This window comes from Hymenobacter psoromatis, from assembly GCF_020012125.1.
Taxonomy (GTDB): Bacteria; Bacteroidota; Bacteroidia; order Cytophagales; family Hymenobacteraceae; genus Hymenobacter; species Hymenobacter psoromatis.
On sequence record NZ_JAIFAG010000001.1, the window covers coordinates 4,287,769 to 4,313,747 of the forward strand.

Annotated in this window: 24 protein-coding genes, 1 tRNA gene and 1 riboswitch; of the genes, 15 read left to right on the plus strand and 10 right to left on the minus strand. The window is 63.7% G+C overall.

Annotated elements, in window-relative coordinates; all coding sequences use genetic code 11:
• Positions 1 to 24: 24 nt before the first annotated feature.
• A complete protein-coding gene (locus LC531_RS18505) occupies positions 25 to 1,428 on the minus strand; it encodes an OprO/OprP family phosphate-selective porin (protein WP_223652938.1) in 1,404 nt (467 codons plus the stop codon).
• A 235-nt stretch (positions 1,429 to 1,663) separates the two neighbouring features.
• Between LC531_RS18505 and LC531_RS18510 the strand changes: the two genes are divergently transcribed.
• Positions 1,664 to 1,999, plus strand: a complete 336-nt coding sequence (locus LC531_RS18510; protein ID WP_223652939.1) for a four-helix bundle copper-binding protein — start codon at positions 1,664 to 1,666, stop codon at positions 1,997 to 1,999.
• A 51-nt stretch (positions 2,000 to 2,050) separates the two neighbouring features.
• On the opposite strand, the gene LC531_RS18515 is transcribed toward LC531_RS18510, so the two are convergent.
• Positions 2,051 to 2,623 carry an AraC family transcriptional regulator gene (locus tag LC531_RS18515; protein WP_223652940.1) on the minus strand — a complete coding sequence of 191 codons (573 nt, stop codon included), beginning with the start codon at positions 2,621 to 2,623 and terminating at the stop codon, positions 2,051 to 2,053.
• Between the two features lie 9 nt (positions 2,624 to 2,632).
• Complete coding sequence (locus tag LC531_RS18520; RefSeq protein ID WP_223652941.1) at positions 2,633 to 2,980, minus strand: hypothetical protein; 348 nt, start codon at positions 2,978 to 2,980, stop codon at positions 2,633 to 2,635.
• A 156-nt stretch (positions 2,981 to 3,136) separates the two neighbouring features.
• On the opposite strand from LC531_RS18520, the gene LC531_RS18525 reads away from it, so the two are divergent.
• Positions 3,137 to 3,403 carry a hypothetical protein gene (locus LC531_RS18525; RefSeq protein ID WP_223652942.1) on the plus strand — a complete coding sequence of 89 codons (267 nt, stop codon included), beginning with the start codon at positions 3,137 to 3,139 and terminating at the stop codon, positions 3,401 to 3,403.
• A gap of 150 nt (positions 3,404 to 3,553) precedes the next feature.
• Here the strand turns inward: LC531_RS18525 and LC531_RS18530 are convergent, their stop codons facing one another.
• Both LC531_RS18530 and LC531_RS18535 read right to left on the minus strand, forming a co-directional pair.
• Positions 3,554 to 4,648, minus strand: a complete 1,095-nt coding sequence (locus tag LC531_RS18530) for a DUF5074 domain-containing protein (RefSeq protein WP_223652943.1) — start codon at positions 4,646 to 4,648, stop codon at positions 3,554 to 3,556.
• A gap of 149 nt (positions 4,649 to 4,797) precedes the next feature.
• Positions 4,798 to 6,855, minus strand: coding sequence for a TonB-dependent receptor plug domain-containing protein (locus LC531_RS18535; protein WP_223652945.1), 2,058 nt, complete (start codon positions 6,853 to 6,855; stop codon positions 4,798 to 4,800).
• 164 nt (positions 6,856 to 7,019) lie between these two features.
• A riboswitch (cobalamin riboswitch) is annotated at positions 7,020 to 7,241 on the minus strand.
• A 91-nt stretch (positions 7,242 to 7,332) separates the two neighbouring features.
• Here LC531_RS18535 and LC531_RS18540 point away from each other — a divergent pair.
• On the plus strand, positions 7,333 to 7,971 hold the full coding sequence (locus LC531_RS18540; protein ID WP_223652947.1) for a DNA-3-methyladenine glycosylase: 639 nt from the start codon (positions 7,333 to 7,335) through the stop codon (positions 7,969 to 7,971).
• Between the two features lie 85 nt (positions 7,972 to 8,056).
• Here LC531_RS18540 and LC531_RS18545 read toward each other — a convergent pair whose 3' ends face one another.
• Positions 8,057 to 9,052: a cation diffusion facilitator family transporter gene (locus LC531_RS18545; RefSeq protein WP_223652949.1), complete on the minus strand. Its 996-nt coding sequence runs from the start codon at positions 9,050 to 9,052 to the stop codon at positions 8,057 to 8,059.
• A 213-nt stretch (positions 9,053 to 9,265) separates the two neighbouring features.
• Here LC531_RS18545 and LC531_RS18550 point away from each other — a divergent pair, with 213 nt between their 5' ends.
• The 7 genes from LC531_RS18550 (at position 9,266) to LC531_RS18580 (ending at position 16,078) form a co-directional block, all read left to right on the plus strand.
• Entirely contained in the window at positions 9,266 to 10,642 is a 1,377-nt protein-coding gene (locus LC531_RS18550; RefSeq protein ID WP_416138546.1) for an Nramp family divalent metal transporter, read from the plus strand.
• A gap of 323 nt (positions 10,643 to 10,965) precedes the next feature.
• Positions 10,966 to 13,419 carry a TonB-dependent receptor gene (locus LC531_RS18555; RefSeq protein ID WP_223652951.1) on the plus strand — a complete coding sequence of 818 codons (2,454 nt, stop codon included), beginning with the start codon at positions 10,966 to 10,968 and terminating at the stop codon, positions 13,417 to 13,419.
• A gap of 101 nt (positions 13,420 to 13,520) precedes the next feature.
• Positions 13,521 to 14,006 carry a hypothetical protein gene (locus LC531_RS18560; RefSeq protein ID WP_223652953.1) on the plus strand — a complete coding sequence of 162 codons (486 nt, stop codon included), beginning with the start codon at positions 13,521 to 13,523 and terminating at the stop codon, positions 14,004 to 14,006.
• Positions 14,007 to 14,050: 44 nt separating this feature from the next.
• Positions 14,051 to 14,209: a hypothetical protein gene (locus tag LC531_RS18565; protein ID WP_223652956.1), complete on the plus strand. Its 159-nt coding sequence runs from the start codon at positions 14,051 to 14,053 to the stop codon at positions 14,207 to 14,209.
• 428 nt (positions 14,210 to 14,637) lie between these two features.
• Complete coding sequence (locus LC531_RS18570) at positions 14,638 to 15,156, plus strand: GlcG/HbpS family heme-binding protein (RefSeq protein WP_223652957.1); 519 nt, start codon at positions 14,638 to 14,640, stop codon at positions 15,154 to 15,156.
• 27 nt (positions 15,157 to 15,183) lie between these two features.
• On the plus strand, positions 15,184 to 15,603 hold the full coding sequence (gene uraH, locus LC531_RS18575; protein ID WP_223652958.1) for a hydroxyisourate hydrolase: 420 nt from the start codon (positions 15,184 to 15,186) through the stop codon (positions 15,601 to 15,603).
• A 25-nt stretch (positions 15,604 to 15,628) separates the two neighbouring features.
• Positions 15,629 to 16,078: an META domain-containing protein gene (locus tag LC531_RS18580; RefSeq protein ID WP_223652959.1), complete on the plus strand. Its 450-nt coding sequence runs from the start codon at positions 15,629 to 15,631 to the stop codon at positions 16,076 to 16,078.
• Positions 16,079 to 16,330: 252 nt separating this feature from the next.
• Here the strand turns inward: LC531_RS18580 and LC531_RS18585 are convergent, their stop codons facing one another.
• A complete protein-coding gene (locus LC531_RS18585; protein WP_223652960.1) occupies positions 16,331 to 17,053 on the minus strand; it encodes a zinc ribbon domain-containing protein in 723 nt (240 codons plus the stop codon).
• A 109-nt stretch (positions 17,054 to 17,162) separates the two neighbouring features.
• On the opposite strand from LC531_RS18585, the gene LC531_RS18590 reads away from it, so the two are divergent.
• Positions 17,163 to 19,514: a B12-binding domain-containing radical SAM protein gene (locus LC531_RS18590; protein WP_223652961.1), complete on the plus strand. Its 2,352-nt coding sequence runs from the start codon at positions 17,163 to 17,165 to the stop codon at positions 19,512 to 19,514.
• A 136-nt stretch (positions 19,515 to 19,650) separates the two neighbouring features.
• Here the strand turns inward: LC531_RS18590 and LC531_RS18595 are convergent, their stop codons facing one another.
• From LC531_RS18595 to LC531_RS18605, 3 genes are all read right to left on the minus strand, one after another.
• Entirely contained in the window at positions 19,651 to 20,637 is a 987-nt protein-coding gene (locus LC531_RS18595) for a hypothetical protein (RefSeq protein ID WP_223652962.1), read from the minus strand.
• Positions 20,638 to 20,712: 75 nt separating this feature from the next.
• On the minus strand, positions 20,713 to 21,264 hold the full coding sequence (locus tag LC531_RS18600; protein ID WP_223652963.1) for a GNAT family N-acetyltransferase: 552 nt from the start codon (positions 21,262 to 21,264) through the stop codon (positions 20,713 to 20,715).
• 67 nt (positions 21,265 to 21,331) lie between these two features.
• The gene (locus LC531_RS18605) at positions 21,332 to 21,574 is read right to left on the minus strand and encodes a hypothetical protein (protein WP_223652964.1); all 243 of its coding nucleotides are present in this window, start codon (positions 21,572 to 21,574) and stop codon (positions 21,332 to 21,334) included.
• Positions 21,575 to 21,663: 89 nt separating this feature from the next.
• On the opposite strand from LC531_RS18605, the gene LC531_RS18610 reads away from it, so the two are divergent.
• From LC531_RS18610 to LC531_RS18625, 4 genes are all read left to right on the plus strand, one after another.
• A tRNA-Gly gene (locus LC531_RS18610) sits at positions 21,664 to 21,736 on the plus strand.
• Between the two features lie 386 nt (positions 21,737 to 22,122).
• Positions 22,123 to 22,674: a dual specificity protein phosphatase family protein gene (locus tag LC531_RS18615; RefSeq protein WP_223652966.1), complete on the plus strand. Its 552-nt coding sequence runs from the start codon at positions 22,123 to 22,125 to the stop codon at positions 22,672 to 22,674.
• Complete coding sequence (locus LC531_RS18620; RefSeq protein WP_223652968.1) at positions 22,671 to 23,003, plus strand: hypothetical protein; 333 nt, start codon at positions 22,671 to 22,673, stop codon at positions 23,001 to 23,003. The genes LC531_RS18615 and LC531_RS18620 overlap by 4 nt, the downstream gene beginning before the upstream one ends.
• A gap of 410 nt (positions 23,004 to 23,413) precedes the next feature.
• Entirely contained in the window at positions 23,414 to 25,936 is a 2,523-nt protein-coding gene (locus LC531_RS18625; protein ID WP_223652970.1) for a T9SS type A sorting domain-containing protein, read from the plus strand.
• The last annotated feature ends 43 nt before the right edge of the window (positions 25,937 to 25,979 follow it).

Genomic DNA, 25,979 nt, shown 5'->3' on the forward strand with positions numbered 1-25,979 from the left:
TTGCCCTGACTGGCCCCTACCCCCCTACATCGCCCGCATCCAGGGCGCGTTCAGGCGCACGTACACCGAGGCCGAGAGGGGTAGGCGGCCGTAGCCGGGCCCCGCGTAGCCCACGCCGTAGCGGTCGCCTTGCAGCCCTTGCGGCAGGAAATAGCCCGTGAGCTGGCCGCCCACGCTCAACTCGGGGCCGCGTGGGCCGCCCAGCGTGGTGAGGCGGTAGCTGCTACCCAGCGTGAGGGCGTGAATGTTAAATACCCGGCCCAGCAGCTGGTCAGCGGGCCCGGAGATGTAGAAATCCAGCTCCTCGCTGTCCTTCTGCACGTATTCGTAGCGGCCGTAAAACGTAGGCCGGCCCAGCGTAAGGTTGGTTTCAGCCAGCACGGCGTGCTCGGGGCCTTTGCCCAGGGTTTTATTCATGCCCCACACCAGCGACGAGGCCAGGTAGTGGCGCTCGCCCCAGCTGCGGCTGTGCAGCACCGAAGCCGTGGTGCGGTGCACGTTCTCGTCGGGGTGCAGGTCTTCGGGGCTTTTGATGTAAGCGTGGCTCACTTGCAGCGCCAGGGTGGGGGTAGGGTTCCAGTTGAGGCGGCCGGCCCACGAGTCGGCGCGGGGCCGGTCAAAATCGTAGCGGTACTGGTCGGGCTCGCGGCCCGTGAAGTTGCTGCCTTCCAGCTTAAACTGCTTGTAGCGCAGCCCCAGCGTGGCCACCCCGTAGGTGATGTGCGTGGCATCGGTCCAGTGGTGCGAGAGCGGCGCGTCGGGGTTAGGCATGGCCGAGAGCCGGTGCATAAACGCGGTGGGCCCCACGGCCGGCTCGCCGGGGTAGCCCAGGTAGGCCGTCAGGTCCACATCTTTGGAAAAAGCATAAGTGTAGCCCACGCTCAGCCCCGAAAACAGGTCGTGTGGGTGCTGCTTGTCGATGAGTGGCTGGCCTTTATAGGATTCCCCAGTTTGGAACAGCAGCGGGTAGCCGCCGCGCGTTTCGGTCAGCGCGTCGAGGCTCAGCATCAGGCTGAAATTCAGCAGGCCGCGCTCGCCTACCCGGCGCTGGGCCATCGTCATAAACCAGTTGGGACCGTCCACGGTGTTCGAGTGGCCGCGCGCGCCGTCGTGGTTGAAATTCTGGCTGGTGTAGCGCCCAAAGGCCGCGCCGTGGTACATCAGCATCCAGGGGCCCTTGTGCTGCATCCACATGTACATGGCGGTCTGGTCGGGCTGCCAGGCCGTGCCCGAGCCGTTGCGGCTCATGGGCAGGTTGCGCGAGTAGGCGTGGCTCATTGCGCCCATGCCGCCCATCGGCATCGCGGCTGCGTGCTGGGCCGTGTCGGCGGGCATGGGCATCGCCATGCCCGGCATGGCGTGCTGAGCCAGCGCGGGGGTAGCCACCAGGGCCGCTAGCAGCGAACTCAGGAAAGTAGTTATTTTCATAAGGAGTAGGCAGTTACATCACGCCTCCCTCTTAACGCGAGCCAGCCTCCCATAGTCGGTGTTGCGGCCGGTAAGGTTAGGGCCCCAGGCGTACATAATTCCGGCCTGCCTCCCGCCTACCCCCTGATTTTGCACGCGGGCCGCCCGCACTTTGCACCACCGTCCCGCCCGTGGCTCGCGTACAAGCAGAAGTAGGCCGGCCGCCGTGGCCCGCCGATTCCTTTTCCCAGTTTTTATGAAAAATGCCCCCGTTGAAAACCGCGCTCTGCTCGATGCCCTAGCCCGCTGCATCGCCGCCTGCGAATACTGTGCCGACGCCTGCCTCTCGGAAGACGATATAAAGATGATGGTTCCCTGTATTCGCCTTGACCGCGACTGCGCCGATATCTGCCGGGTCACAGCCGCCTTTATCGCCCGCAACTCGCCTCACGCGCCCCATATCATGAAAGAGTGCATCGAGCTGTGTCAGAAGTGCCACGACGAGTGCGCCAAGCACCAGCACGACCACTGCCAGCAGTGCGCCGAGGCTTGCAAAGCCTGCTTAGCGGCCTGCAAAAGCTACCAGGCATAAAAAGGCTTTCCCTGCGAGCATGCTGCGCAACATGCTCGCAGGGACAAGTACTTAGCCCAGCGCGTCCAGCGACAAGCGGTCGGGCTGGAGCATCCGGCGAAACTCGCTCACCGAGCGGCCCGTCACCTGCCGGAACTGGTTGCTCAGGTGCTGGCCCGAGGAATAGCGCAGCTGGTCGGCAATCTGCACCAGCGTCATTTCGCCGTAGCTAAGCAGCTCCTTCACGCGCTCTATCTTCATGCGAATGAGGTACTTCTCGATGGTGAGGTTGGCAGTGCGCGAGAATACCTTGCTCAGGTGCGAGTAGGTAGTGGCGAAGCGGTCGGCCAGAAAGGCCGAGGTGGTGAGCGGCGCGGGCGCAGTGCGCAGGTGCTCCAGGTACTCTTGCAGCACACCCTTAATTTGCTCGGTCAGCTGCTCGGCCCGGTCGAGCAGCACGTCGAAGCCCGCCTCGCGTAGTAGCGGAGCTACCACCCGCGGGTCAACGGGCGTATTGGCCGCCAGCTGGGCCGTACCCAGCGTGACGCTGGTGGGCTCGTAGCCGGCTTTTACCAATAAATTCTGAACCGCCTCGACGCAACGCGGGCAAACCATATTCTTGATATGCAACAGAGTAGTTTTCACGGACTAAATTTAAGATAAAGTAGAAGAACGCTGCGGGGGTGCGGGCCGGCTGGTCGGGCGGCGGGGGGTAGGCGGCGTGCTACCCGCCCAGCCCGCCCCAAACCACTGCCGGCTAGCCCAGCCAATAAACGGAATTACGACTAGAAAAGTAACGGATAAAAGGCAAAACCCCACAAAAAAGGTGGCGCTAAGCCGGCCTAAAAACCGGTCTCTGAAGCCAAACAGGTAGATAATCAAAAGGTTGCTCAGCACAAAGCTAACGGCGGCCAGCACGCCCACCCGCCGCCAGGGATAGGCGGCCAAGCGGCGGCGCAGGCGCGTGCGGCGCGGCGAAGGCGGGGGGGTAGGACGGGCCATGAGGCGCAAATTTACCGCCCTCGCCCCAACTGCCGCTCGGTGGGCAGCAACCCGCACCGTGCTTTTACGGTAGTAAGGGTGGGGTACCCGATTGGGCCCTACCTTCCCGCTTTCGTTCACTAGCTGCCAGCCGGGCGGCCCTATTTCCCTTTTTTCATGACCCGTACCTACCGCCTGTTGGGGCTGCTCACCACCCTGTCGCTGTCTCTCGCCGCCTGCGGCACTAGCACCAAGCCCGGCAGTGTCAACGTGGAAGATGGCGCGTTCAAGCAAGCCGAAGCGCCTACCATGCAAGGCACTGCCAATGGCGACTCGCTGGCCGCTGGCCTGTTGCGCACCTCCAGCCACCAGCGCACTGGCAAGGAAATATATAAAAATACCGACAAAGCTTCGGATGCCAACCACGACGGAATCGCGGACTAACACCGCAGCTTTTGCTGGCGCTTGCATTCGCCACCAACACGTAGAAAGGCCCCTCTTCCACGCGGAAAGAGGGGCCTTTTTCTAAAGTCTAATGCGGCTATCGAGCACCACCCGAATCCGCGAAATCTGCTTCATCCGCAAAATCGGCGATTAATAAAAGGCCGCGCCATTCGAGCCAATGCCCGTGCTGAACGAGTCGATGGCCGTGCCGTTGGCGCGGTAGCGAATCAGCTGGCTAGCGGCCGAAAACGAGGCATCCAGCACGTAGAGCGTATTGTCTTTGGGGTCAATATCGAAGCCGTAAAAGGCGGATAGCTTCGAGAAATTGCGCTGGATGAGCGGCTTAGCGGGCAGGGCCGTGGCCGTCACATCCACTTGGTACTCGCTATTGCCGAGCGTGTAGTACAGCTGGTCGCCGGTCGTGCTGACGCGCAGCTTACTGGGCGAATCGCCCGCTGCAAAAGGCAGCGCGGACTGCACGGAGTTCGAGCCGGTATTGAAATGCAAAAGCGCGCCCGGTGTAGACGAAATGACGGCGTAGGTCACGGGGTCGTACTTCGTGATGCCGCCGCACAGCACCCACACACTGCCGTTCTTGTCGGCAACCAGGCTGGCGGGGCCGTCGGCCACGGTCACGGTGCCCGTCGCCTTGCCCTGGTTCGGGTCAATCACCGTCACCGTGTTCCCGTTCGAGTTGGGGACGTAGAGGATGCCGTTGTTATTCAGCGGCTTCTCGGGGTTGAGGCCGGTGGCGATGGTACCGGTGATAGTGTTAGTAGTCAGGTCAATAATAGACACCCGGCCGGCCGTGGCGCTCAGCCACTCGGTCACGTAGCCCTTGGTGCCGGCCGTCACCATGTAGCGCGGCTGCACTAGGCCGTTGATGGTGGCTACCGACTTGAAATCGGGCAGCGTCACCACTTCCACCTTGTTGCTATTGTTGACGACGATATAACCAAAGTTGTTATAAATGGTCATGGACTGCGCCACGTCGCCCAGCGCCCGGGCGTTGGCGGCCTGGAAAATATCGGGGGCCGACACCTTGGCTGCCGTCTTATCAAAAAGCGTCACCGAAGCCGTGGACTTGCCATAGCCTCCCTCGTTCGTCACGTACACGTTGGTACCGGGGCCAGCGGAGGGGGTAGGGGTCACATTATTGTTTTTCGATTCGCAGCTCGCCAGCAGCAAGCCGCTAAAAGCCAGCGCCAACGCCGGGCGGAAGTAAGCAGAGAACGGGTTTTTCATCTAAAAAAGGAAAGGGTAAAAGGATTTATTATTGGGTTTGTCAAACAATAGACTGTTTCATTTCAGACGTAATAGACTGACTTCCAGAAGAAAAGCTAGCAGCCAGGTTCCGCTTTCAAGACCTCGCTACTAGCCAGTCGCTCAAAAACTCACCGCCAGCCCACGCGCAGGCTGGCCAGCAGCGCCCGCGGCGGGGCCGGCCGCGCCGAGTAGGTGTAGTAGCTGAGGTTGAGTAGGTTGCTACCCTGCACCAGCACCGTGAAGGCCAGCGGCCCACCCGCCCGGCGCAACGTATAGCCCGCCGTGGCCGCCAGCGGCCAGAAAGCCGGCAGGTAGCCCGTGCCCGAGTTGTCGGCATACACCAGCCCGGTGCGGCCCAGGGTGGTGCCCAGCTGCCAGGGCCCCAGCGTCTGGTCCAGGGTCAGGGCCACTTGGTGCAGCGGCACGAAGGCCAGCTGCCGGCCGGTGGGGTCGGGGTCGTCGGCCGCGCCCTGGGTTTTCTGGGTCGAGGTGAAGGCGTAGCTGGCGCGGCCGTGCGCGGCGTAGCGGCCCCGGCTGGCGCGCAGGCCCACGGCCGCTTCGAGGCCCTGGCTGCGTACCTGGCGCAGGTTGCGCGGGCTGTAGATGCCGCGCGCGTCGGGCAGCCACTGCACCCACTCATTCACGGTTTGGGAGTAAGCCGTCAACTCGCTGGTGAGAGTAGCCACGCGGCTCAGCGGGCGCTGGTAGCTGAGGCCGGCCTCGCCGCCCCAGCCGTTTTCGGGCCGTAGGTTGGGGTTGCCGCCGGGCCGGTAATAGCGCTCGTTCAGGGTCGGGGCGCGGTAGGTGCGGGCTAGGTTAGCTTTGGCGGTCAGTAAGTGAGTAGGGGAGGAAGTGAGTAAATGAGGGATAGAATCGGGGCTGAATTTTTCCTGGGAGAAAATCGTCCACTCGGCTCCTAAAGTGGGAGTTAAAGGCGCGAAGCCGGCCGGCAGCAGCGCCTGGCGCAGGTTGGCCGTGAGGTGCAGGGTAGGGCGCGGGTCGAAGCGCAGCAGGGCGAAGGCCGCGCTGCGGTTTTCGCTGATGGTGCCGCCGTAGCCATCGGCCAGGGCGGCAAAGTGCTGCGCCTCGGCCCCCAGGCGCAGGGTGCCGCGCTGGCCCAGCGGGCGCGTGTACTCGGCCTGCACCTGGTTCGTCTTCACGTCCGAGTTGCTGCGCGCCACCTGGTCGGAAGCGTAGTTCAGCACGTCATCGAACCACGCGGCGCGCACCGCCCACTGGCCGCCGTGGCGTAATACCTGGCGGTAGCCCAGCAGCAGGCGGCGGCTCTGGTCGCGCTCGCGGGCGTGGTCGTTGGCCGCGCCGGCCGCGAGTTGAATCTCGCGGTCCGCATCCGTGAGCCAGGTGCCGGCCGTCAGCTCGCCGGCCGGGCCCAGGCGCAGGGTCAGGTCCTGGCTGAGGCTCCACTGGTGCAGCAGGGCGGCGTTTTGGGCGTAGCGGCGTACTAGGCCGGTTATTTCGGGGTTGAGGTAGGGATAATTATTATCGGCTTGGCGGTAGCTGGCGGCGGCCCGAAACGCCGCCCGGCCGCCCGCCGCCTGGGCCGTAGCGCTGCCGGCGCGCAGACCCCAGGCCCCGGCATCGGCCTGGGCAGTAGCGCGCAGGGGGGTAGGGTGAAAATCGGCCTGCGTATCGAGCAGCACCGTGCCACCGATGGCCCCGTTGCCGTAGAGCGCGGCGGCCGGGCCGGGCTGCACCACCACCTCGCGCAAGCCATTCAGCGGCAGTAAGTTAAAATCAGCCTCGCCCAGCGTGGGCAGGTTGATATTGAAGCCATTCCAGAGCACGGCCGTGTGGCGCGCCGCCGTGCCCCGCAGGCTGATGGACGCCAGCTGCCCCGGCCCGTAGTTTTTGATGTAGGCCGGCGTGCGGGCTTGCAGCACGTCGGCCACGGTGCCGCTGCGGTACTGGCTGAGGGCCAGCGAGTCCACGGTCCACCGCGTGGTGCCCACCGCGAAGCGGCTGGGCCGCACGGCGCGCACCCGCGCCTCGGGCAGCCGGTGGGCGCGGGTCGTGAGCGTATCGGGCCGGGCGGGGGGGGTAGGGCGGCCGGGCGTGGTTTGGGCGTGCGCGGCGGGGCCGGCGGCCAGCAGCGCCGCCAGGGCACAGCCGCGCCCCCGGCCCGAAAGGTCAAAAAAGAATTGTGCTAAAAACTTGAAAACCAACACGAACTAAATTTTCTGGCGAAAATTCAGTCCAAAACCCCGTCAAAATTCCCGGCCGAAACCGGAAACCCCCGTCGGGGCTGAGGCCAAGCGCCCCCGCCTGCCCCCGGCCGCGAAGCCGGGGTGGGGTAGGGATGCTCGTTCTCCGCGCGTCCTCCGCGCGCGCTGAACCTGTGAATGCCCTGGCAGGTCTCCTGGCTTGCGCTGCCGGGTGGGCGGCCTTCCCACCAGCCTGGTTATCAAGGGATAACCAAAACCAGCAGTGGCGTGGGGTGCCCACCCCGATGTAGCGCGTACAGTTGCGGGGACAGCTCCGGCTTTGAACCGGATTCCCTTTTCAACCTCGCTCCGTGGGTAGGAGTCTGGTCACCGTGGCGGGCGCAAAGGTAGGGGGTAGGGAACCGTTCGTCATGGCGAGCGTAACGAAGGGGAGCGTGGCCATCGCACCCGAACGATACCTGGGCGACTCGTTCGGGTGCGATGGCCGCGCTCCCCTTCGTTACGCTCGCCATGACAAATTTCCTACCCCCCGAATTCTACCAGCGCCCCGACGTGCTCACCATTGCCCGCGAGCTGCTGGGTAAGCGCGTTTGCACGCGTATTGATAATGAATTAACTACCGGCCGCATCGTCGAAACCGAAGCCTACCGGCACGAGGGCGACCCCAGCATCACGCTGCATTTGCAGCGCAAGGCCCGGCAGGCGCAGGCCCTGTACCAGCCCGGCGGCCACGCCTATCTCTACACCGTGTACCGGGTCCACACGCTTTTCAATATCACTACCCACGACGCGGAGCACCCCGACGCGGTGCTTATCCGCGCCATCGAGCCGCTGGAGGGCCAGAACGTTATGCTGCGCCGCCGCGGCCTGCCCAAGCTGGCCCACAACCTCACCGCCGGCCCCGGCGTGCTCAGCCAGGCGTTGGGCCTCACGCCCGCCCTCAACGGCGAACTGCTCACCGGCCCCCGCATCTGGCTAGAAGACGCGGGCGAAGTTGTGGAAGAGGGGAATATTATTGCCAGCTCCCGCGTGGGCCTCGACTACGCTGGAGCGAAAGCCGTGGCCCTCCCCTGGCGCTTCCGCCTGAAGGACAGCAAGTGGACCAGCCCGGCGAAATAGTGAGGTGGTGAGCAATGAGTAAAAAGAACGTCATGCTTCGACAAGCTCAGCATGACGTTCTTTTTACTCATTGCTCACCACCTCACTATTTCGCCAAATGGTGCCGCTCGTCTTTCACGGCGTTGTGGATATCCCACTCGATTTCGCGCTCGAAAGCGTGGCGGCGCACGGGGCAGTCGGGCATGTGGCACAAGGAGCAAGCGGCGAAGGAGCACGGGTCGGCGTGCACGAACATTTCAATTTCCACGGCCGCGAAACGCGCCCGAATCAGCTCTTCTACTTCGTGGATTTCGGTGTGGACTTTTTCCAGCGAGAGGTAATAGGGCATCTGCATGTGGCAGTCGATGTGCAGATTAGCGCCGTAGCGCTGCACGCGCAGGTTGTGCACATCTATCCAGCAGGGTCGGCGCAGGCGCTGCAATTCGGCGATTACCTCGGCCACGGTCGAGAGGTCGCTCTCATCCATGAGGCCCGATACGGAGCTTCGGACCAGCTGGTAGCCATTGAATAAGATAAAAGCGCCCAGCGCCAGCGCCGCGCCCGCGTCGAAGCGGATGATGCCCGTGAGCTGCACCAGCACCAGCGCCGCCGACGACACGATGCTCGTGAGCGCGTCGAGGTAGAGGTGCTGGCCATCGCCCGCCAGCGCCACCGACTGCACCCGCCGCCCGGCCCGCACCAGCCACATGCCCAGCCCAAAATTGACCACCGCCGTGCCCGCCAGTAGCGCCACGCCCCAGTCGGGCCGCGCCACCGGGTGCGGGTGCAGAAAGCTTAGCGTGGCGCTGTACAGGATAAATATGCCGGCGATAAAAATCAGCGCGCCCTCGAAGCCCACCGACAAATACTCGATTTTGCCGTGGCCGTAGGGGTGGTTTTCGTCCTTGGGCAGGTCAGCCAGGTAGAGGCTGTAGAGCGCAAAACCGCTGGTAAACACATTGATAATGCTCTCCAGCGCATCCGTGAGCACTACCTGGGATAAGGTGAGGCGGTAGGCGTAGAACTTAGTGAGCACCAAGACGATGCTCACGACCAGCGAGAGCAGACCCAGGCGGCGCTTGAGGCCAGGCGAAGCGGACATAAAAGGCAGGTTGGGCGCGCAAAGGTCGGCACGGCGGCCCGATGGGCTTATAGGGTGGGATTTAGCCGGCCGGCTACCAACGCCGGCCGGCTAAATCCCACCCTATAAGCCCGCAACTTTTTCGGGCAAAAAGGAGTATTTAGACAGCTTTAAAATTATTTTTAGGTTAGTCTAAAAAATATACTACCTTTGCAGCCGCTACCTCCTCATTCCGTGTCCCCAATCGTTGCTACCCCCGTTGCTGATGCTGTGTCTGCTGTGCCCGAGCCGGGCTGGCGCCACCCCCGCCGCGGCATCTCGCTGAGCGAGGTGCACGGCAGCATCACGGTGCCGGGAGAAGGCGCTTCTTTCTGGCAAAAATTTCGGGCCTACTGGGGGCCGGGGCTGCTGGTATCGGTGGGCTACATGGACCCCGGCAATTGGGCCACCGACATTGCGGGCGGGGCCAGGTTTGGCTACACGCTGCTGAGCGTAGTGCTGCTTAGTAATCTGTTTGCCATGCTCTTGCAGCACTTGGCCGTGAAGCTGGGGGTAGTAACCGGCCGCGACCTGGCCCAGGCCTGCCGCGACCACTACTCCAAGCCCGTGGCCATGGTGCTGTGGGTGCTCTGCGAAATTGCCATTGCCGCCTGCGACCTGGCCGAAGTCATCGGCTCGGCCATTGCCTTTAACCTGCTCTTTGGGCTGCCCATTACCTGGGGCATCGCCCTCACCACCCTGGATGTGCTGCTGATACTGGTGCTGCAAAGCAAGGGCTTCCGGGTGATTGAGAGCATCGTGATGGCGCTGATTTTCACCATCTTCGTTTGTTTTCTCTACGAGATTATCGCCTCGCACCCCGACTGGCTGGGACTGGCCGGCGGGCTGGTGCCGCAGCCACAGATAGTCAGCAACCCGGCCATGCTCTACGTGGCCATCGGCATTCTGGGCGCTACCGTGATGCCGCATAACCTGTACCTGCATTCGGCCATCGTGCAGGTGCGCCAGATTGAGCCCACCGAAACGGGCAAGCGCTCGGCCATCAAGTTTGCCACTATCGACTCGACTACGGCGCTGGCACTGGCGTTTTTCGTGAACGCGGCCATCCTCGTCACAGCCGCCGCCGCCTTCCACGGCAAAGGCTACGACGACGTAGCCGACATTGCCGACGCCCACAAACTGCTGACACCGGTGCTCGGCGCGAGCGCGGCCAGCGTAGTGTTTGCCATTGCGCTGCTAGCCTCGGGCCAAAGCTCGACGCTCACCGGCACGCTGGCCGGGCAGGTGGTGATGGAGGGTTTTCTGCACATCAAGCTGCGGCCCTGGCTGCGGCGGCTGGTCACGCGGCTGCTGGCCGTGGTGCCAGCCTTTATCGTGGCGCTCTACTACGGCGAAAAAGGCACCGGCCAGCTGCTGGTGCTTAGCCAGGTTATCCTGTCATTGCAGCTCTCGTTTGCCGTTATTCCGCTGGTACTTTTTACGAATGACAAGCTCAAGATGGGCGTGTTCGTGAACCGGCCCTGGCTGCGCATCACGGCCTGGGTAGTGGCCGGTATCATCTTGGTATTGAACGGTTTTCTGCTTTATCAGACGTTTGCCGGCAATGAATAGCCGGCCGCGCAGTCCCTTCGGTTAGGCTGCTGATTACCACCTTTTTCCTGCTTTACGGCCGCTGCAACCCAATCGGATGCAGGGACGGGAACAGTGTTGCCCTGCCCAACCTGATTAGGTAGCCTACAACTACTTATGGCATAAAAGCTTACGCATTTAGTTGACCCTCGTGGCCCGGCTGGGCCGGAGCTGACCGGCCCTACCCCCTGGTGCCGGTTGCGGGTAGCCCCTACCCCTCACTTTCCTTCCAACCCGGATTCTTTTTTCAAGCGGCTCTTCAGCCGTTGCCGGCTTTGCCATGCCTTTTTTAATTGATTAATCAGATGAAACAACTTCTTCTCTTTCTGTTCTTTATCCCGTTTTTAGTCCGTGCCCAGACGCCTTTGCGCGGGCTGGTGCTGGACTCCCAAGGGCGGCCGGTGCCCTTTGCCAGCGTAGCCGTACCGGCCCTGACCCAAGGTGCCACGGCCGATGAAAACGGGCGCTTCACGCTGCCCAACCTGCCAGCCGGCCCCCAAAAACTGCAAGTGAGCGCCGTAGGCTACGCCACGGCTACCCCCACGGTCACGCTACCAACTGATAAGTCGTTAGTTATCAGGCTCGCATCCGAAGGAAAAGCTTTGGCCGAAGTGGTGGTGACCGGCGTGGGCCGGGCCACCGAAATCCGGCGCTCGCCGGTGCCCATCTCGGCCATGTCGCAAAAGGAAATTCGCCTCAACGCCAACTCCAATGCCATTGACGCGGCGGTGCGGGGCATTCCGGGCCTGAGCGCCGTGACCACGGGGCCCAATATCAGCAAGCCCTTCATTCGGGGGCTGGGCTACAACCGGGTGCTGACCATGTTCAACGGCCTGCGCCAGGAAGGCCAGCAGTGGGGCGATGAGCACGGCATTGAGGTAGACGGCTACATCGTGGACCGCGTGGAAGTGGTGAAAGGCCCGGCCAGCCTGCTCTACGGCTCCGATGCCGTGGCGGGGGTAGTAAACCTGATTCCGGGCCTGCCCCGCGGGCCCGAAGGCGAGGTGCACGGCGAGGCGCTGGCCGAATACCAGGGCGTGAATGGCATGATTGGTAACTCGCTGGCTTTCAGCTACCAGAAAAACGGCTTCCAAACGCTGGTGCGCGCCAGCCGCCGCCAGGCCCATAACTACAGCAACCCCGTGGACGGGCTGGTGTACAACACGGGCTTCCGGGAGCTGCAGCTGACCGGCATGGTGGGCGTGCAGAAGCAGTGGGGCGGCGCGCACCTGTGGCTGACCACCTTCGATGACCGCCAGGGAATCCCGGATGGCAGCCGCGACTCGCTGAGCCGGCGCTTTACTCGCCAGGTGTTTGAGGCGGATAAAGACGCTATTAAGGACCGCCCCATTGTGAGCGAGCACGAGCTGAAAAGCTACGGCATCAGCGACCTGAGCCAGCGCATCCGGCACTACCGGGCGTTTGGCACCACGGAGGCGCGCTTCGGGCCGGGCGAGCTGCGGGCGCTGCTGGGCGTGCAGCAAAACCACCGCCAGGAATTTGACCATCCCACCAATGCCGACCAGCCGGGCCTCGACCTGCAATTGACGACCGTTAATTACCAGGCGCGCTACCTTTTCGATGCCGTGCACGGCTACGAGTTTACGGTAGGGGCCAACGGCATGGGCCAGGACAACCGCCACCTCAACGCCACCGACTTTCCCATTCCGCCCTTTAAGCTGTTCGATTTGGGCGGCTTCGGGCTGGTGAAAAAGGCCTTCGGCGCGCTGGAGCTGACCGGCGGCCTGCGCTACGACACCCGCCACGTGCACTGGGGCGACTACTACATTGCGCCCAATTCGGCGACCGGCTTCGACCAGCCCGCCGGGCCGGGCGCGCCCGATGCCAGCTTGCAGTTTGCAGCCTTTCAACGCACCTACAATGGCTTGTCAGCCAGCCTGGGGGGGAGCTATGCCCTGGGCGAAAAACTAGTATTGCGGGCCAACATTTCCCGCGGCTACCGCGCCCCGAACATCCCCGAAATCGGCTCCAACGGCCTCGACCCCGGCGCGCACATTATCTACCTGGGCAACCGCTCGTTCGTGCCCGAGTTCAACGTGCAGGAGGATATTGGCATCCTGTATAAGTCGCCCGACGTTGAGGGCAGCGCGGAGGCGTTCTACAACCACGTCAACAACTTTATCTACCAGGCCAAGCAGTATGACGCCAACGGCCAGCCCCTGCGCGACCCGGTGGGCAACTCGACCTACCAGTTTGAGCAGGCGCAGGCCGACCTCTATGGTGGCGAGGTGGCCTTCAATATTCACCCCACGGCCCTGCCTTGGGTGAGCCTGCGCACCGGCGCGGCCCTGGTCATCGGCCTCAACCAAAACCCCGAGCTACGAGCGCGGGTAGGTAATGCCGGCCGCTACCTGCCCCTGATTCCGGCCCCGTCGTCGCGCTCCGAAATACGCTTCACCGCGCCCGAGCGGGCCGGCACACCCTTCACGGCCAGCTACCTGCGCTTTACGCTGGATGCCACGGCCACCCAAAACCGCTTTTACGCCGTGGACGGCGCCGAAACCCGCACCCCCGGCTACGTGCTCACGGGCGTGGGGGTAGGCACCAGTCTGCGCACCAAGGGTGGCCGCGAGGCCGTGCAACTCGTGTTGCAGGGCGACAATATTTTCAACGTGGCCTACCAGGCCCACCTCAACCGCCTCAAATACTTCGAATACTACCGCGCCTCGCCCAACGGCCGGCTGGGCATTTATAGCCCCGGCCGCAACCTGAGCGTGAAGGTGGTGGTGCCGTTTTAATTCGGTAGGGTGCGGGGCTTGCCCCCGCCCGGCGTTGAACGAATCCAGCGCCAATCGTTCAACGCCGGGCGGGGGCAAGCCCCGCACCCTACTCACTTCTAATGTCTACTCCCATGAGCTACCACGAAAGCCAAGTTTGCCTGGGCCAGGCCGAAGCCGCCCTTTCTCACGGCCAATACCAGCAGGCGACGGGCCAGTACGCGGCCGTGGTCACGGGCCTAAGCCTGATGGCCAGCCCCGGCCGGCCCCTCACGCCGCCGGCTGCCCTGCTGGTGCGTCACTACGCCGCCGCCAGCCGTGGCCAGAGCGCCGCCCTGGCTCGCCTGGGCGAAGCCGAAGCCGCCGAAAATACCCTGCTCACCGCCCTCACGCGGCTGCGCGGCTGCGTCAGCAACCTGGGCACGCCCGCCGCCGAGCGCGCCCCGCTGCTGACCGAATACAAGCTGTGCTTCTACGCGCTGGCCGACTTCTACTTTGCCGGGCAGCAGGCCGGGAAGCTGAGCGTCTACGTGCGCCGCCACGCGCCCGAAATCCAGCACTGGGCCCAGGACCTGCACCTAGTGCGGGCCACGCCGGCTATTAATTAGCTCTTAAAAAATAATTATATATTCGTATTATTTATTTTTCACTCATGCCAACTCCTGGTGAACAGGCCGAGCAGCACATCGGCGAAACCAAAGGCCAGCCCAACCACGTGCACGACCTGATTCACGGCCTCAGCACCCGCTTCGACGCGTTGATGCCAGGCAGTTCTGGTAAAGCCCGAAAGCCCAGAAAATCAAGAATGTAGACGGATTCAAAGCGCTGATATACAAGCGCGTGCATGATACGGGCTTCCAGCCCGCGCCCTACCCCCCCGTAGCCGACTGGCCCGGCGGCTTCTGGCCGTTGGGCCTTTACGTTTTCTTACCCCTCGCTTTTTCCCGTGCTCCCTACCCCCCTCCCTAATGCGCATCTCACCAGTTCGGCCTTTTAGCAAGCCAGCGTAATTGGGCGCTCGGATGGCCTGACGGGGCCCCTTGCTCTGGCGGCCGGGCTGAGCGAGCGCCGCGCATAGCATCGCTCGCTCAGCCCGGTATCGCTAACGCAACAGCAGCGAATAAGCTGGCCAGCAAAAATTTACCTTTGGAAATCAACTAGATGCTTCGGCAATTCCATACGTTGCGTCCAAGCGCACGTATACCTGCGCTTCATCTAATTTTCATCAAAGCATAGTTAGTGAAAAAGTTTATTTTATGCCTGCTGGGCGCGTGCCTGCTGTCGGGCACGGCGGCGGCGCAGGCTACCCGGCCAGCGGCCCCGGCCGCCTACCTGGTTCCTACTGCCCGCCTCACGCTGGCCGCTGCCCTGGAGCTGGCCGCCCGCGCCCGCGCCAAAGCGGCCACTATCAACCAGCAGGTATCGGTGGCGGTGGTCGATGCCAGCGGGCAAACCATCCTGCTGACGCAGGGCGACGGGGTAGGGCCGCACAACACCGAGGCCGCCCGCCGCAAAGCCTACACCGCCCTCTCTACCAAAACGCCGACCCTGCTGCTGGGCCGCAACGCCCGCGCCAACCCCGACACCCAGAACCTGGCCAACCTGCCCGAATTGCTGCTGCTGGGCGGTGGCGTGCCGCTGCGTTACCAGGGCCAGGTGATTGGGGCGGTGGGCGTGGCCGGCGGCGGCGGGGCCGAAAACGACGACCTCATCGGCCGCGCGGCTTCCCTGCCCGAAGCCGGCATTACTACGCCTTAATTTATTTTTCTTCTGTATTTTTTTCGCATGAAAACCCTGTTTATCGCGCTCCTGAGCCTGTTGCCGTTCTTGGGCCTGGCGCAGCAAACGCCGCCCGCCTACCAGCTCAGCACCCACATCCTCGACATCGGCCGCGGCTTGCCCGCGCCGGGCGTCACGGTGCGCCTCGAAAAGTATGACGCCACCAAAAAGACCTGGGCCGCGGTGGCCGAAAAGCAAACTGATGCCGCCGGCCGCATCGGTGACTTCCTGCCCACCGCCGGCCAAAAGACGCCTGCTACCGGTACCTACCGGCTCACCTTTCTGACCAAGCCCTACTTCGCGGCGCAGCAGCAAACTTCCTTCTACCCCTTCATTGAAGTGGTGTTTGAGCTCACCGATGGGGCGCACTACCACGTGCCGATTACGCTGTCGGCCTTCGGCTACTCCACGTATCGGGGTAGTTGATAATCAGTTTCTTGGCTTTCTGACTATGAAAAAAACCCTGCTGGCCCTGTTGCTCGCGCCCGCCTTGCTGGCGGGCTGCGAAGCCACCCACCAAGCCCCCGCCGCCGCCCTGGTCCCGCGCGCCGAAGGCATCACCAACAAGTACTGGAAGCTGGTGACGCTGGTAGGCCAGCCCGTGACGATGGCCCCCGGCCAGGAGCGCGAGGCGTATTTTATGCTCAAAGACAGCAGCCGCGTGGCGGGCTTCGGCGGCTGCAACGTGCTGAATGGCAGCTACGAGCTGCGCGCCGACCAGCTGCGCCTGCGCTTCACCAACCTGCTCACTACCCTCAAGGCGTGCCCCGGCCCCAATCAGGAGACCGCCTTGCTGGCAGTGCTCAACCAAGCCGACAACTACACCCTGCAAGGCGATACGCTGCTGCTGAACGTGGGCCGCCGCGCCTCGCTGGCCGTGTTTCACGCCGTGTATTTTTAGGGTTTTGGCTGATGGCTTTTCAGCTCAGCGTCAGCTACCTACTCAATTTTAGGCCATTGTCAGCCATGCTCACTCCCTTTGCCCGCGCTGCACTACCGGCGCGGTGCGCTACTTCGCGGCCCCGGTGTCGAGCTAGGTCAGCGGCCAGATATTGTTCGTGAATGGCGGCGAGCAGACGCTGGATTAGGGGCTTAGGAAGTAGGGGGGGTAGGGCTTTGTGCGGCGCATCGGGCTGCTTCAATCCCTACCCCCCTAGCGACGCACGATAGTCAGGATGCCCGCTTCGCTCATTTTTTGCAGGTCGGTGCGGAGCATGGGGTTGGTTTCTGGTAGCTCGTGCTTCCGCAGCGAATCGGGCCGGGCGAGGGCTTCGGCGGCGCTGGCTAGCTGGTAGCTGCTGCCTTTGAGATAGAGGCTGTCGAGGGTCACGCGCACCACGCGCAGGCCCAGGCGCGTGCCGTTGGCGTAGCGCACCACGTACTGGTCATCGGGTTGCGGCGCGGCCAGCCGGGCGGCATTTTGGCTGGTATCGTCCTTCTCCTCGCTGGCGGCCGGCGCGGATTCTTCCTCCTTCTCCTCCTGCGAGCTGGCCCCAACTACCGCGCCCGACTGCGCTGTGGGAGCCTTGATAACGGGGTCGCTGAAGGCGCCTATCACCGCGACTACTGCCAGCAGCCCGCCCATGATGGCCAGCACCAGATAGTTGGAGATGGGTAGCCGGGCGCGCTGCTTTTGCTGGTCGGCGGCCTGGCGGTAGGCCGGGGGCATCTGGCCCTCGCGCAGTTGCTGCTGGCAGTGCGTGCACTGGGTCAGGCTCTGCTTGCCGAGGGGGATAACTGGAATCCAGAAGAGGTGTAAATACCGCGAGTAGATGGTGAGCAGCAGCGCGCCCAGCGTGCCGCAGTAGTGGCACGCCAGCCCTTCCAGGCGTTGCGTACTGATGGTGGTGGTGCCGATGCCGAAGAAGAAAAGCATGAAGAGCTGGTTAATGAGCCGCCCAAAGAAACGGCTGATGGCAGCTAATTAGCAACCCCAAAATGCGGCGCGGCCGAACCCGCTACCCCCCGCGTAGGTTTGTAGTCCCGTGCCTCGTCCTTCGCCCCGCATCCTGCTCCTCACGCCGCCGCTCACGCAGCTCAACACGCCCTACCCGGCCACGGCCTACATCAAGGGCTTTTTGGGGGGTAGGGGCTACGAGGTGCGCCAGGCCGACCTGAGTATTGAGCTGGTGCTCAGATTATTCTCGAAAGAAGGGCTAACGCGGGTATTCGATGAGATTGAAGCCGGCGCTTACCGCTTGAGCGACAATGCCCAGCGGATGCTGCGCCTGCGCCGCCGCTACGAGGCCACCATCGGGCCGGCCATCCGGTTTTTGCAAAACAAAGACCTCACGCTGGCCCCGCGCATCTGCCACGGCCGCTTTTTGCCCGAAGCCAGCCGCTTTGATAACGTGGCCGACCTCGAAACCGCCTTCGGCACGATGGGCCTCACCGACCAGGCCCGCCACCTGGCCACGCTGTACGTGGAGGACCTCGCCGACCTGGTGAAGGAAACCGTGGGTCCGCAGTTTGGCCTCTCGCGCTACGCCGAAAGCCTGGCCATGTCGGCCACCAGCTTCGAGCCGCTGCACGCCGCCCTGCACGCCGCGCCCAACCTGGTGGATACCATGCTGCTGGAATTGCTGGACGTGCTCATGGCCGAAGCGCAGCCCGATATGGTGGGCTTCACGGTGCCTTTTCCCGGCAACCTCTACGCCGCCCTGCGCCTGGCGCAGCGCATTAAGCAAACCAGCCCGCACACCGTGACCGTGATGGGCGGCGGCTACCCCAACACCGAGCTGCGCACGCTGAACGAGCCGCGCTTTTTCGACTATATCGACTACCTCACGCTCGATGATGGCGAGGGGCCGTGGCTGCGGCTGCTGGAACAGCTGACCTGCCAAAAGGAACGTCAGACTGAGCTTGCAGAACGTCATGCTGAGCTTGTCGAAGCATCTCTACCGCTTAGTCCGCACCACCACAATGACGCGGATGAAGCGGTAGAGATGCTTCGACAAGCTCAGCATGACGGCCTTTTAGTTGATAAAAGCCAGCTTCAACGTACCTTCCTGCGCAACGAAGCCGGGCAGGTCGAGTACCTCAACTACCCGCACCCTGACATTCCGCACCCCGAGGTGGGTACGCCCGATTATTCAGACCTTAAGTTAACTGATTATCTGTCGGTTATCGAGGTGTTGAACCCCATGCACCGCCTCTGGAGCGACGGCCGCTGGAACAAGCTCACCGTGGCCCACGGCTGCTACTGGAAGCGCTGCTCGTTCTGCGATGTCACCCTGGATTACATCGGCCGCTACGAGGCCGCGCCCGCCGAGCTGTTGGTAGACCGAATCGAGCAAATTGTGGCTCAGACCGGCCAGACCGGCTTTCACTTCGTGGACGAGGCCGCCCCGCCGCTGGCCCTGCGCGACCTGGCCGTGGAGTTACTGAAGCGCCGCGTCAGCATCAGCTGGTGGGGCAATATTCGGTTTGAAAAGACCTTCACGCCCGACTTGTGCCGGCTGCTGGCCGCCGCGGGCTGCATCGCCATTAGCGGCGGGCTGGAAGTGGCTTCGGATAGGCTGCTGGCCCTCATGGAGAAGGGCGTGACCATTGCGCAGGTGGCGCGCGTCACGCGGGGCTTCACCCAGGCCGGGGTGCTGGTGCACGCTTACCTCATGTACGGCTTCCCCACTCAAACTACCCAGGAAACCGTTGATTCCCTGGAGGTTGTGCGGCAGCTTTTCGAGGCCGGCATTGTGCAGAGCGGCTACTGGCACCGCTTCTCGATGACGGCCCACTCGCCGGTGGGCAAAAACCCCGCGAAGTACCAGGTGGCCGCCACCGGCCCCGAGCCGGGCAACTTCGCCTGGAACGACCTCTGGCACGACGACCCGCTGGGGGCCGACCATGAAACCTTCGGCCCCGGCCTGGCCAAAAGCCTCTACAACTACATGCACGGCGTGGCCCTGCGCGAGCCGCTCAGCTTCTGGTTTGATTTCAAAGTGCCCCGCCCCACGGTGCCGCGCCAGCTCATCCAACAGGCGCTTACGGAGGCCGATAAGCCCGATTTTGCGCAGCCCAACCGCCGCCTGTTCTGGCTCGGCAATCCGCCCGAACTGAGTTTCAAAACCAGCGGTGGTAACTCTCCCAAAGACAAAAAAACGACCCGCGCCATCCTCACCTGCTACGAGCAAGCCGAGGATTTTGAGGTAAAAACCACCGAGGCCATCGGCCCCTGGCTGCACGAGCTGCTACTACGCCTCAGCGCCGACTACGACACCAAGATTCTGCTCAAAGAAGCCGCCGCCACCTTCCCGCCCGCCGCCGGCCCTTGGGAAAGCTTCCTGCAAAGCTCCGCCTGGCAACTGCTGCGCGAAAAGGGCCTGCTGCTGGTGTAGCGTGGACTCTGCGAGTCCGCGCGTAAGGATGTTATTCACTATTACCACGTGCGAGCTTGCTAGCAGCTATTCAGTCAGGGCGCTGCGCGCAGCATAAATAACGGAGCCACACGCGGCCTCACAGAGTCCGCGCTACTCAATGCGCTCGAAGCCAGCTGCTTACTTGCGTAATCAGCACCGAGTCAGCTCCCCGCCGCACGCTATGCGCGCCGAGCACGGCCCGCATAGCGGCCGCCAGCGCTTTGGGCTGGTCCTGGTCATACACGGCCAGCAGCCGGCCCTGTTGGGCCAGCGCGCGCCAGGCGCGGCGCGCCGCCAGCGGGGGGGTAGGGATATTTTGGGCCACCACGAAAGTGAGCCGCCCGGCCTGCGGCGGCAGTCCGGCGGCTCGCGTTCCCGTCAGCCAGGCCCCTATCCGCGCCGTATCGACGCCCGCTGTGCGGCGCAACAAGGCCAGCGCGTGGCGCAGGGCCAGGGCGTTCAGGGTGTCGGCGGGGGGTAGGAGCAGCACCATGAAGCCCTGGCGAGCCAGCGCGTCGGCCCAGGCTGGGCCATTGGCGGTGGGAAGGGGGTTAGGAAGCAGGGCCAGCGCCGGGCCGGGCCGGCTTTCGTCGGCGGGGCTAAAGAGCAGTACCGGGCCGCCCGTGCCGGCTAGCCCATCGCGCCGCACCCGGTAGGCGGCCGGCGCGGGCGGCCCGCGCCGCACCAGCAGCAGCGGGTAGCGCACCGAGTCGAGCCCCAGCGTACCGCGCCAGAAATCGCCCTGGCGGCCCAGCGTCAGGATTTGGCCGGCGCGGCCGGGGCGCGCCAGCCGCAGCGTATCGTGCTGAAAGGTAAGCGTATCGGCCACGAAACTCAGGGCTGGCTGCCGGGGTAGCAGCAGCTCAGCCTCGTAGTGGCCGGGCCGGGGGTGGCGCAGCTCCAGAGTAGCGCGCAGCTCGGGCCGGCCGGGCACTTGCAGGCCACCCGCGTAATGCCCGGTAGGGAGGGGTAGGGCGGTACCCTCGGCCGGGCCCGAGCGCGGTTGGCACTCGGCTAGGCCGGCTAGCAGCACTAGGCCCAGTAGCCAGCCGCGCCGGGGGGCTGGCCGGCGGCTTTCAGCCAAAAACTGCATCTGCGCCATAGGTTTTGAAAAGAGTTGAGAGTTAAAATCGGTTGTCATTGCCGCGCTGCGCTCGCCATGACAACCGATTTTAACTTAACTAACGCGCCCCGCTAAGCCCTTGCGGTAGATGAGGTCGCGCTGCACGTCGTCGCCCATTCGGAAGGCGATTTCGCCCACCTCCCGAAACCCGAACCGCTGGTAAAATGCCTTGGCCCGCTCGTTGTGCTCCCACACGCCCAGCACCACGGCGGTGCAGGCGCTGGCCGGAGCCACTTCCAGCACCCGGCGCATGAGCGCTTTGCCCAGGCCAGTGCCAATCCAGTCTTCCAGCACGTAGAGCTGCTTGATTTCCAGCTGCTTAATGCCGGCTTTGTCGGGGGGTAGGCCCAGGGTCGAATTCTCGGTGAGCAGGGCGTAGCCAACGGTCTGGCCCTGCATCTCGGCCAGCAGGCAGGTGGTGGCGGGGTCTTGCAGCTGGGCCAGCTGCAGCTCGGGGCCGTAGGCTTGGGCCAGGTAGGCGGCCAGGTTTTCGGGAGTGTTGGTGGCGGCAAACGTTTCGGTGAACGTCTGGCGGCCCAGCGCGGCCAGGCGGGTAGCGGTGGCCAGGTTGGCCTTGGCCACGGAAATGCGGAGCGGAAACGACATGTGCCCGCAAAGGTGGGCCGGCCCGGCCATTCGCGCCACCTACCCCCCTCGGTTAGCTCGGTCAGCTTCAGCCGGCGCGGCCCACGCGCCAGCCGGCGTAGCTCGTGAGCAGGCCCGCGCCCAGCCCCAGCAGTACACCCGCCAGCGGCCCGGCCCCCAGCACGCCCAGCGTGCGCCAGTCTACCACCAGTACGTACACCCGCAGCAACTCCGCGATAACCAGCAAGATGCCCGCTGCGATGAGCAAAGCCGCCACCACCCGGCGCGAAGCAGGCGAAAGAAGGCGGCGGGAAGTAGGACGGTGAGCCATAGCTAACCTCTAAACTACGGGCGGCGGCCCGATGTTCCGCGCCTTGCCGTTTGGCCGGCCCGCCCTACCTTTGCCCCACCAAAACCCCCGCGAGAGTAGCTCAGTTGGTAGAGCATCAGCTTCCCAAGCTGAGGGTCGCGAGTTCGAGCCTCGTTTCTCGCTCAGTTAGTAGCAGCCACTTAGATGAGAGTCTGGGTGGCTGTTTCGGTTTTGGTGCCTACAAACTCTTTTCAAGTGGGCGTGCCACCCTATGTGCTGTTTGCAGAAGGGCTAATTCGGACGAGTTTCCGGAGCCGGAGCACCACGACTCGCTGCCCAACTTTGAGTCCACCCAGGTAGCTGCCCCAGTCGCCGTAGCAGTAGTCAGCGTATATCTCTTCCCCGATGCGCCGGCCGGGCGGCTCGCCGCCCCGGCGGCCGGCCCGCGTCGCCGGCTAGCCGGGGCTTACGGGCTGGCCAGCGCTGGGTGCCTAGGGTTGGCCGCGGCCCTCGAGGGCTGGGCCTAGCTGCTGCTGCTGGCGCTGGCCTACGCCCGCTACGGGGTAGCCGTGTTTCAGAAAACCCACGGGCGGCAAAGCTGGGCGGCCCGCCTGCTGCTGGCCCCCTACCGGCTGGGGACGTGGTGGTCGTCACGCTGGCTCACGCGCGGCCGGGCCCCGGCTGTGGTGGTGGCACCCGGCATCTGGCTGGGCTGGGCCCCCGGCCGCGCCGACTGGCCGCAGCTACCCATCGGGGCGGTGCTGGACGTGGCCGCCGAGTTTAGCGGCCGCCGCACGACGCTACCCTCCCGTAGCGTGCCGCTGCTCGACCTGATAGTTCCCTCGGCCGAAGAACTGGCGCAAGCCGTGGCGGCGCTCGATGAACTGGTGGCTCGCACACCCCGGCCGGTGCTGGTGCACTGCGCCCTAGGTCACTCGCAGGCCGCCGTGGTGGTAGCGGCCTGGCTGCTGCGCCACGGGCTGGCCGCTACCACCGCCGCCGTGGCGCGGGTGCGGGCGGCCCAGCCCCGCGCCGTGCTGGGGCCCGCCCACCGGGCGGCGCTGGTAGCCTTTCTGGCCAGCCAACCTATTGATAACGACTACTTAAAAACCGCCGCATGAGCTTGGGTAATGCGCTAGCGCCCGGCGTAGTACGCGGGTTCTTACGGGCGGGCCGGGTGCTCGACGGGTGCTCGTCGGTGCTGCTGCTAGGCACGCTGGTGCTGGCTGCCAGCGCGGAGCAGCCCCTGGCGGTGGGGGCCGCGCTGCTGGCATTCGGGCTGGCTGGGCTGCAAAAATACCTGGCCTGGCGCGTAGCCCTGGATGCGGAGCTTTTTGCGCTGCTCAGCCCGCAGCCCCCGCCGCTGGCCGATTTTGATGCGGCCCTGGCGGCTTTTCTGGGCCGGGACCCTGGGCTGGCGGGCCGTTCGCTGGCAGCGGCTAGCCGGTAGTGTCGGGGCGCTGCTGCTGCTGCTGCGCTGATATCAGTAGGTTTAACTTATTTGGTTGAAGGCTAATTGATGCGTTGTCAGCCTTGAGCTTGGCGGACTGCGCCACCGCGGCGGCTTTTACTGCGGCCACCAGCCGCGTCGGGTAGGTGGGTGCGCGCGGCTCGTCCCAAACCTTCTTTACAACACGCAATGGCTGCCCGCCGTCCTGGGCTGCTGCACCCCGCTCGAAGTCGAACGCCACTAGCTTTTCAGCCTGCTTTGGTTTGGTGTCCGTTTGTACCCAACCACCTCATTAGCAGGATAACCGAACAAAACGGACGCTTGCTTTACTATGGCGGCTTTGGTACGCAACCTTCGCACCGCACCACCGGTCATATGCGTACTTTAGACTCGTCTTTTCACGTAAACTCATGACGCTACCCATTTACTTTCGGTTGCCCGTAGCTTGGTGGATGCTGCTGGTAAGTATTTGCAGCTGGCCGGTGGTGGCCCAGGCGCAAAGCCTGGATTCGGGCTTTGCGCCCACGCGGCTTAGCTCGCCAGTTACCACTAATAATGCCGTGCAGCAGGCCGATGGCCGCCTTATCATTTCGCTGGTGCCACCAGCTTACTACAAAGGCAGTTTAGTGAAGGGACTTATTCGCGTCAACCTGGATGGTAGCCTCGACCAAACTTTTGGTACCACTTGGCTGGAGGCTGGCGGGGCTGCCCGCTCTATGCGCGTGCTACCCAATGGCAATATTTTATTGGTCGGGGGCAGCTTTGGCGTGCGTGAATTCGACTTGTACCGCCAAGGAAGGGTAGTCGTCCTGCACCCGGATGGCACGCTCAACCGGCAGTTTGGCCTCCGCCTCGACGACGAGGCCAACGCGGGCGAGGTGCAGCCCGATGGCAAGCTCCTAATCGGGGGCAGCTTCACCACTGTCAACGGGGCGGCCATGCCCCGGCTGGCACGGCTGCTGCCCACGGGGCAGCTTGACCCCAGCTTCGTGCTAGCGCCGGGAGGCTTCAGTGATGCCGTGACGAGCATCCAGGTGCAGCCCGATGGGAGGATTATGGTCGGCGGTGATTTTACCAGCTACGGGGGAGTTGCCCACGCGCACCTGGTGCGCCTACTGCCCGATGGCCGCCCGGACCCTTCCTTCGAGGCCGCCATTCCGGCCGCCGCTTTTTTTGATGGCTTTGCCGTGCAGCCCGATAGCAAGGTGGTCGTTAATGCCATTAGCCCGGATACCGGGCAAGGGCTATTCCGTCTGTCGGCCAGCGGTAGCCGCGATAACACCTTTGCTTCCAGCACCTATTCCTACCTAGCCTTTAATCCTCAGAGCGACCATCACCTGGTTGTTCAGCCCTCGGGTAGCATTTTGCTGGCGGGCAGCTTTCAGCAAGCCAACGGGCAGCCCTGCCCAGGGCTGGTGCGGGTGTCGCCCACCGGCACGCTGGACTCGTCCTCCCCCTATCATACAGATTGGCACGGCGTCGTTACTGCGTTGTGCCTGCTGGCCGATGGCCAGGCCCTGGCGTGCGGCGCATTCACGCTTTTCAATCATCAGCCCGCTGGCATAGTGCAGGTAGGGGCCGCGGGGCAGGTTTCCCCCTTCCCGCTGCCGGTCGAGAACATCGGCAGCATTGCCGCCGTGCTTCCCCTAGACCAGGGCCGCCTGCTGGTGGGCGGCAATTTCAACACTATCAACGGAATAGCAGCCCGCAATTTGGCTTTTCTGCGGGCCGATGGCACCGTAGACGTAGCCGCCACACAGGCGCTGCCGCCCCTGGAAGGCACCGTGCAGGCCCTGGCCCCTGGGCCGCAGGGCACCCTCTACGTGGGGGGTGATTTTTATGAGTCGGCCGCACCGAGCCGGCGCTACCTGCTACGGCTCACTAGCAGCGGCAGCCAGGACCTCACCTTTGTGGCCCCAAGCCTGAACGCAAGCGTCTCCTCGCTGGCCGCTTACCCCAATGGCCGCCTGCTAGTTGGCGGCAGCTTCTCGATGCCGAAAGCCAAGCTACTGCGCCTCACCTCGCAGGGTGCCCTCGACGACGGCTTCACGGGCAATTTTGGCACTTACGTTCCCTGGGTAAATGCGCTCGTACTGCAGCGCGACGAACGGCTGGCTGCGCTCACCCTGACGACTAGTTGGCAGCTAACGCCCCAGGGGGCTCCTACCGGCCGGCCTACCAGCGTGCCACACTACCTGCACGCCTTGGCCGTGCAGCCCGACGGCGGCATCCTGGTAGCGGGTGAGTTTACGGACTTTGATGGCACTCCGCACCAAGATATCGTGCGCCTCCTACCTACGGGGGCGGTAGATGCCTCGTTCGATGCCGGCGTAGTGCTTATAAATGGCATTTCCAGCATTAAGGTGGTAGCTGTGCAAGATGATGGCCGGATTTTGTGCGCGGGTTACTTTACCAGTATCCAGGGCCAGGCGCACCGGGGTATTGCGCGCTTGCTAGCCAGCGGGCAGGTCGATGATACGTTTGCCGACCAGGTATTTCTACACCCCGAAGCCAGCTGCCTGGTGATTCAGGCTGGCGGGCGCTTACTGGTAGGGGCCTCCGCCCTAGACCCGCAATCGTTCTCGTACCTACAGCCTGTTTCTATCCTAACGCAAGGTCTAACCTGCTTGCTTGTGCCGGGGCTCACGGGGGGTGCCCCAGTTGGCCTGCCCCTGGCGACTACCCCTGCGGCGTCCTTCCCACTTAGCATCTACCCAATACCCGCTCAGCAAGAATTTACTGTGGACGTGGGTTCGGCCAGCACGCAGCTCAGTGTAGTTGTTTACGATGTGCTGGGCCGGGCAGTACGGCAGGCCAGCGGTACCGGCTCCGCGCTACATATTTCGGTAGTGGATTTGCCGGCAGCTACTTACGTGCTAAATATTCGCGTTAATCAGGCTATCGTGTACCGCAAGCTGGTAGTGCAGCACTAGGCAGAATTTTTATTATAATATAGTAAAATATTACTATATAACA

Coding starts and splice junctions, on each gene's coding strand:
- LC531_RS18505 (WP_223652938.1), bottom strand. CDS start 1,428: ATGAAAATAACTACTTTCCTGAGTTCGCTGCTAGCGGCCCTGGTGGCT.
- LC531_RS18510 (WP_223652939.1), top strand. CDS start 1,664: ATGAAAAATGCCCCCGTTGAAAACCGCGCTCTGCTCGATGCCCTAGCC.
- LC531_RS18520 (WP_223652941.1), bottom strand. CDS start 2,980: ATGGCCCGTCCTACCCCCCCGCCTTCGCCGCGCCGCACGCGCCTGCGC.
- LC531_RS18525 (WP_223652942.1), top strand. CDS start 3,137: ATGACCCGTACCTACCGCCTGTTGGGGCTGCTCACCACCCTGTCGCTG.
- LC531_RS18530 (WP_223652943.1), bottom strand. CDS start 4,648: ATGAAAAACCCGTTCTCTGCTTACTTCCGCCCGGCGTTGGCGCTGGCT.
- LC531_RS18540 (WP_223652947.1), top strand. CDS start 7,333: ATGGCCGCGCTCCCCTTCGTTACGCTCGCCATGACAAATTTCCTACCC.
- LC531_RS18545 (WP_223652949.1), bottom strand. CDS start 9,052: ATGTCCGCTTCGCCTGGCCTCAAGCGCCGCCTGGGTCTGCTCTCGCTG.
- LC531_RS18555 (WP_223652951.1), top strand. CDS start 10,966: ATGAAACAACTTCTTCTCTTTCTGTTCTTTATCCCGTTTTTAGTCCGT.
- LC531_RS18560 (WP_223652953.1), top strand. CDS start 13,521: ATGTCTACTCCCATGAGCTACCACGAAAGCCAAGTTTGCCTGGGCCAG.
- LC531_RS18565 (WP_223652956.1), top strand. CDS start 14,051: ATGCCAACTCCTGGTGAACAGGCCGAGCAGCACATCGGCGAAACCAAA.
- uraH (WP_223652958.1), top strand. CDS start 15,184: ATGAAAACCCTGTTTATCGCGCTCCTGAGCCTGTTGCCGTTCTTGGGC.
- LC531_RS18580 (WP_223652959.1), top strand. CDS start 15,629: ATGAAAAAAACCCTGCTGGCCCTGTTGCTCGCGCCCGCCTTGCTGGCG.
- LC531_RS18585 (WP_223652960.1), bottom strand. CDS start 17,053: ATGCTTTTCTTCTTCGGCATCGGCACCACCACCATCAGTACGCAACGC.
- LC531_RS18595 (WP_223652962.1), bottom strand. CDS start 20,637: ATGGCGCAGATGCAGTTTTTGGCTGAAAGCCGCCGGCCAGCCCCCCGG.
- LC531_RS18600 (WP_223652963.1), bottom strand. CDS start 21,264: ATGTCGTTTCCGCTCCGCATTTCCGTGGCCAAGGCCAACCTGGCCACC.
- LC531_RS18605 (WP_223652964.1), bottom strand. CDS start 21,574: ATGGCTCACCGTCCTACTTCCCGCCGCCTTCTTTCGCCTGCTTCGCGC.
- LC531_RS18620 (WP_223652968.1), top strand. CDS start 22,671: ATGAGCTTGGGTAATGCGCTAGCGCCCGGCGTAGTACGCGGGTTCTTA.
- LC531_RS18625 (WP_223652970.1), top strand. CDS start 23,414: ATGACGCTACCCATTTACTTTCGGTTGCCCGTAGCTTGGTGGATGCTG.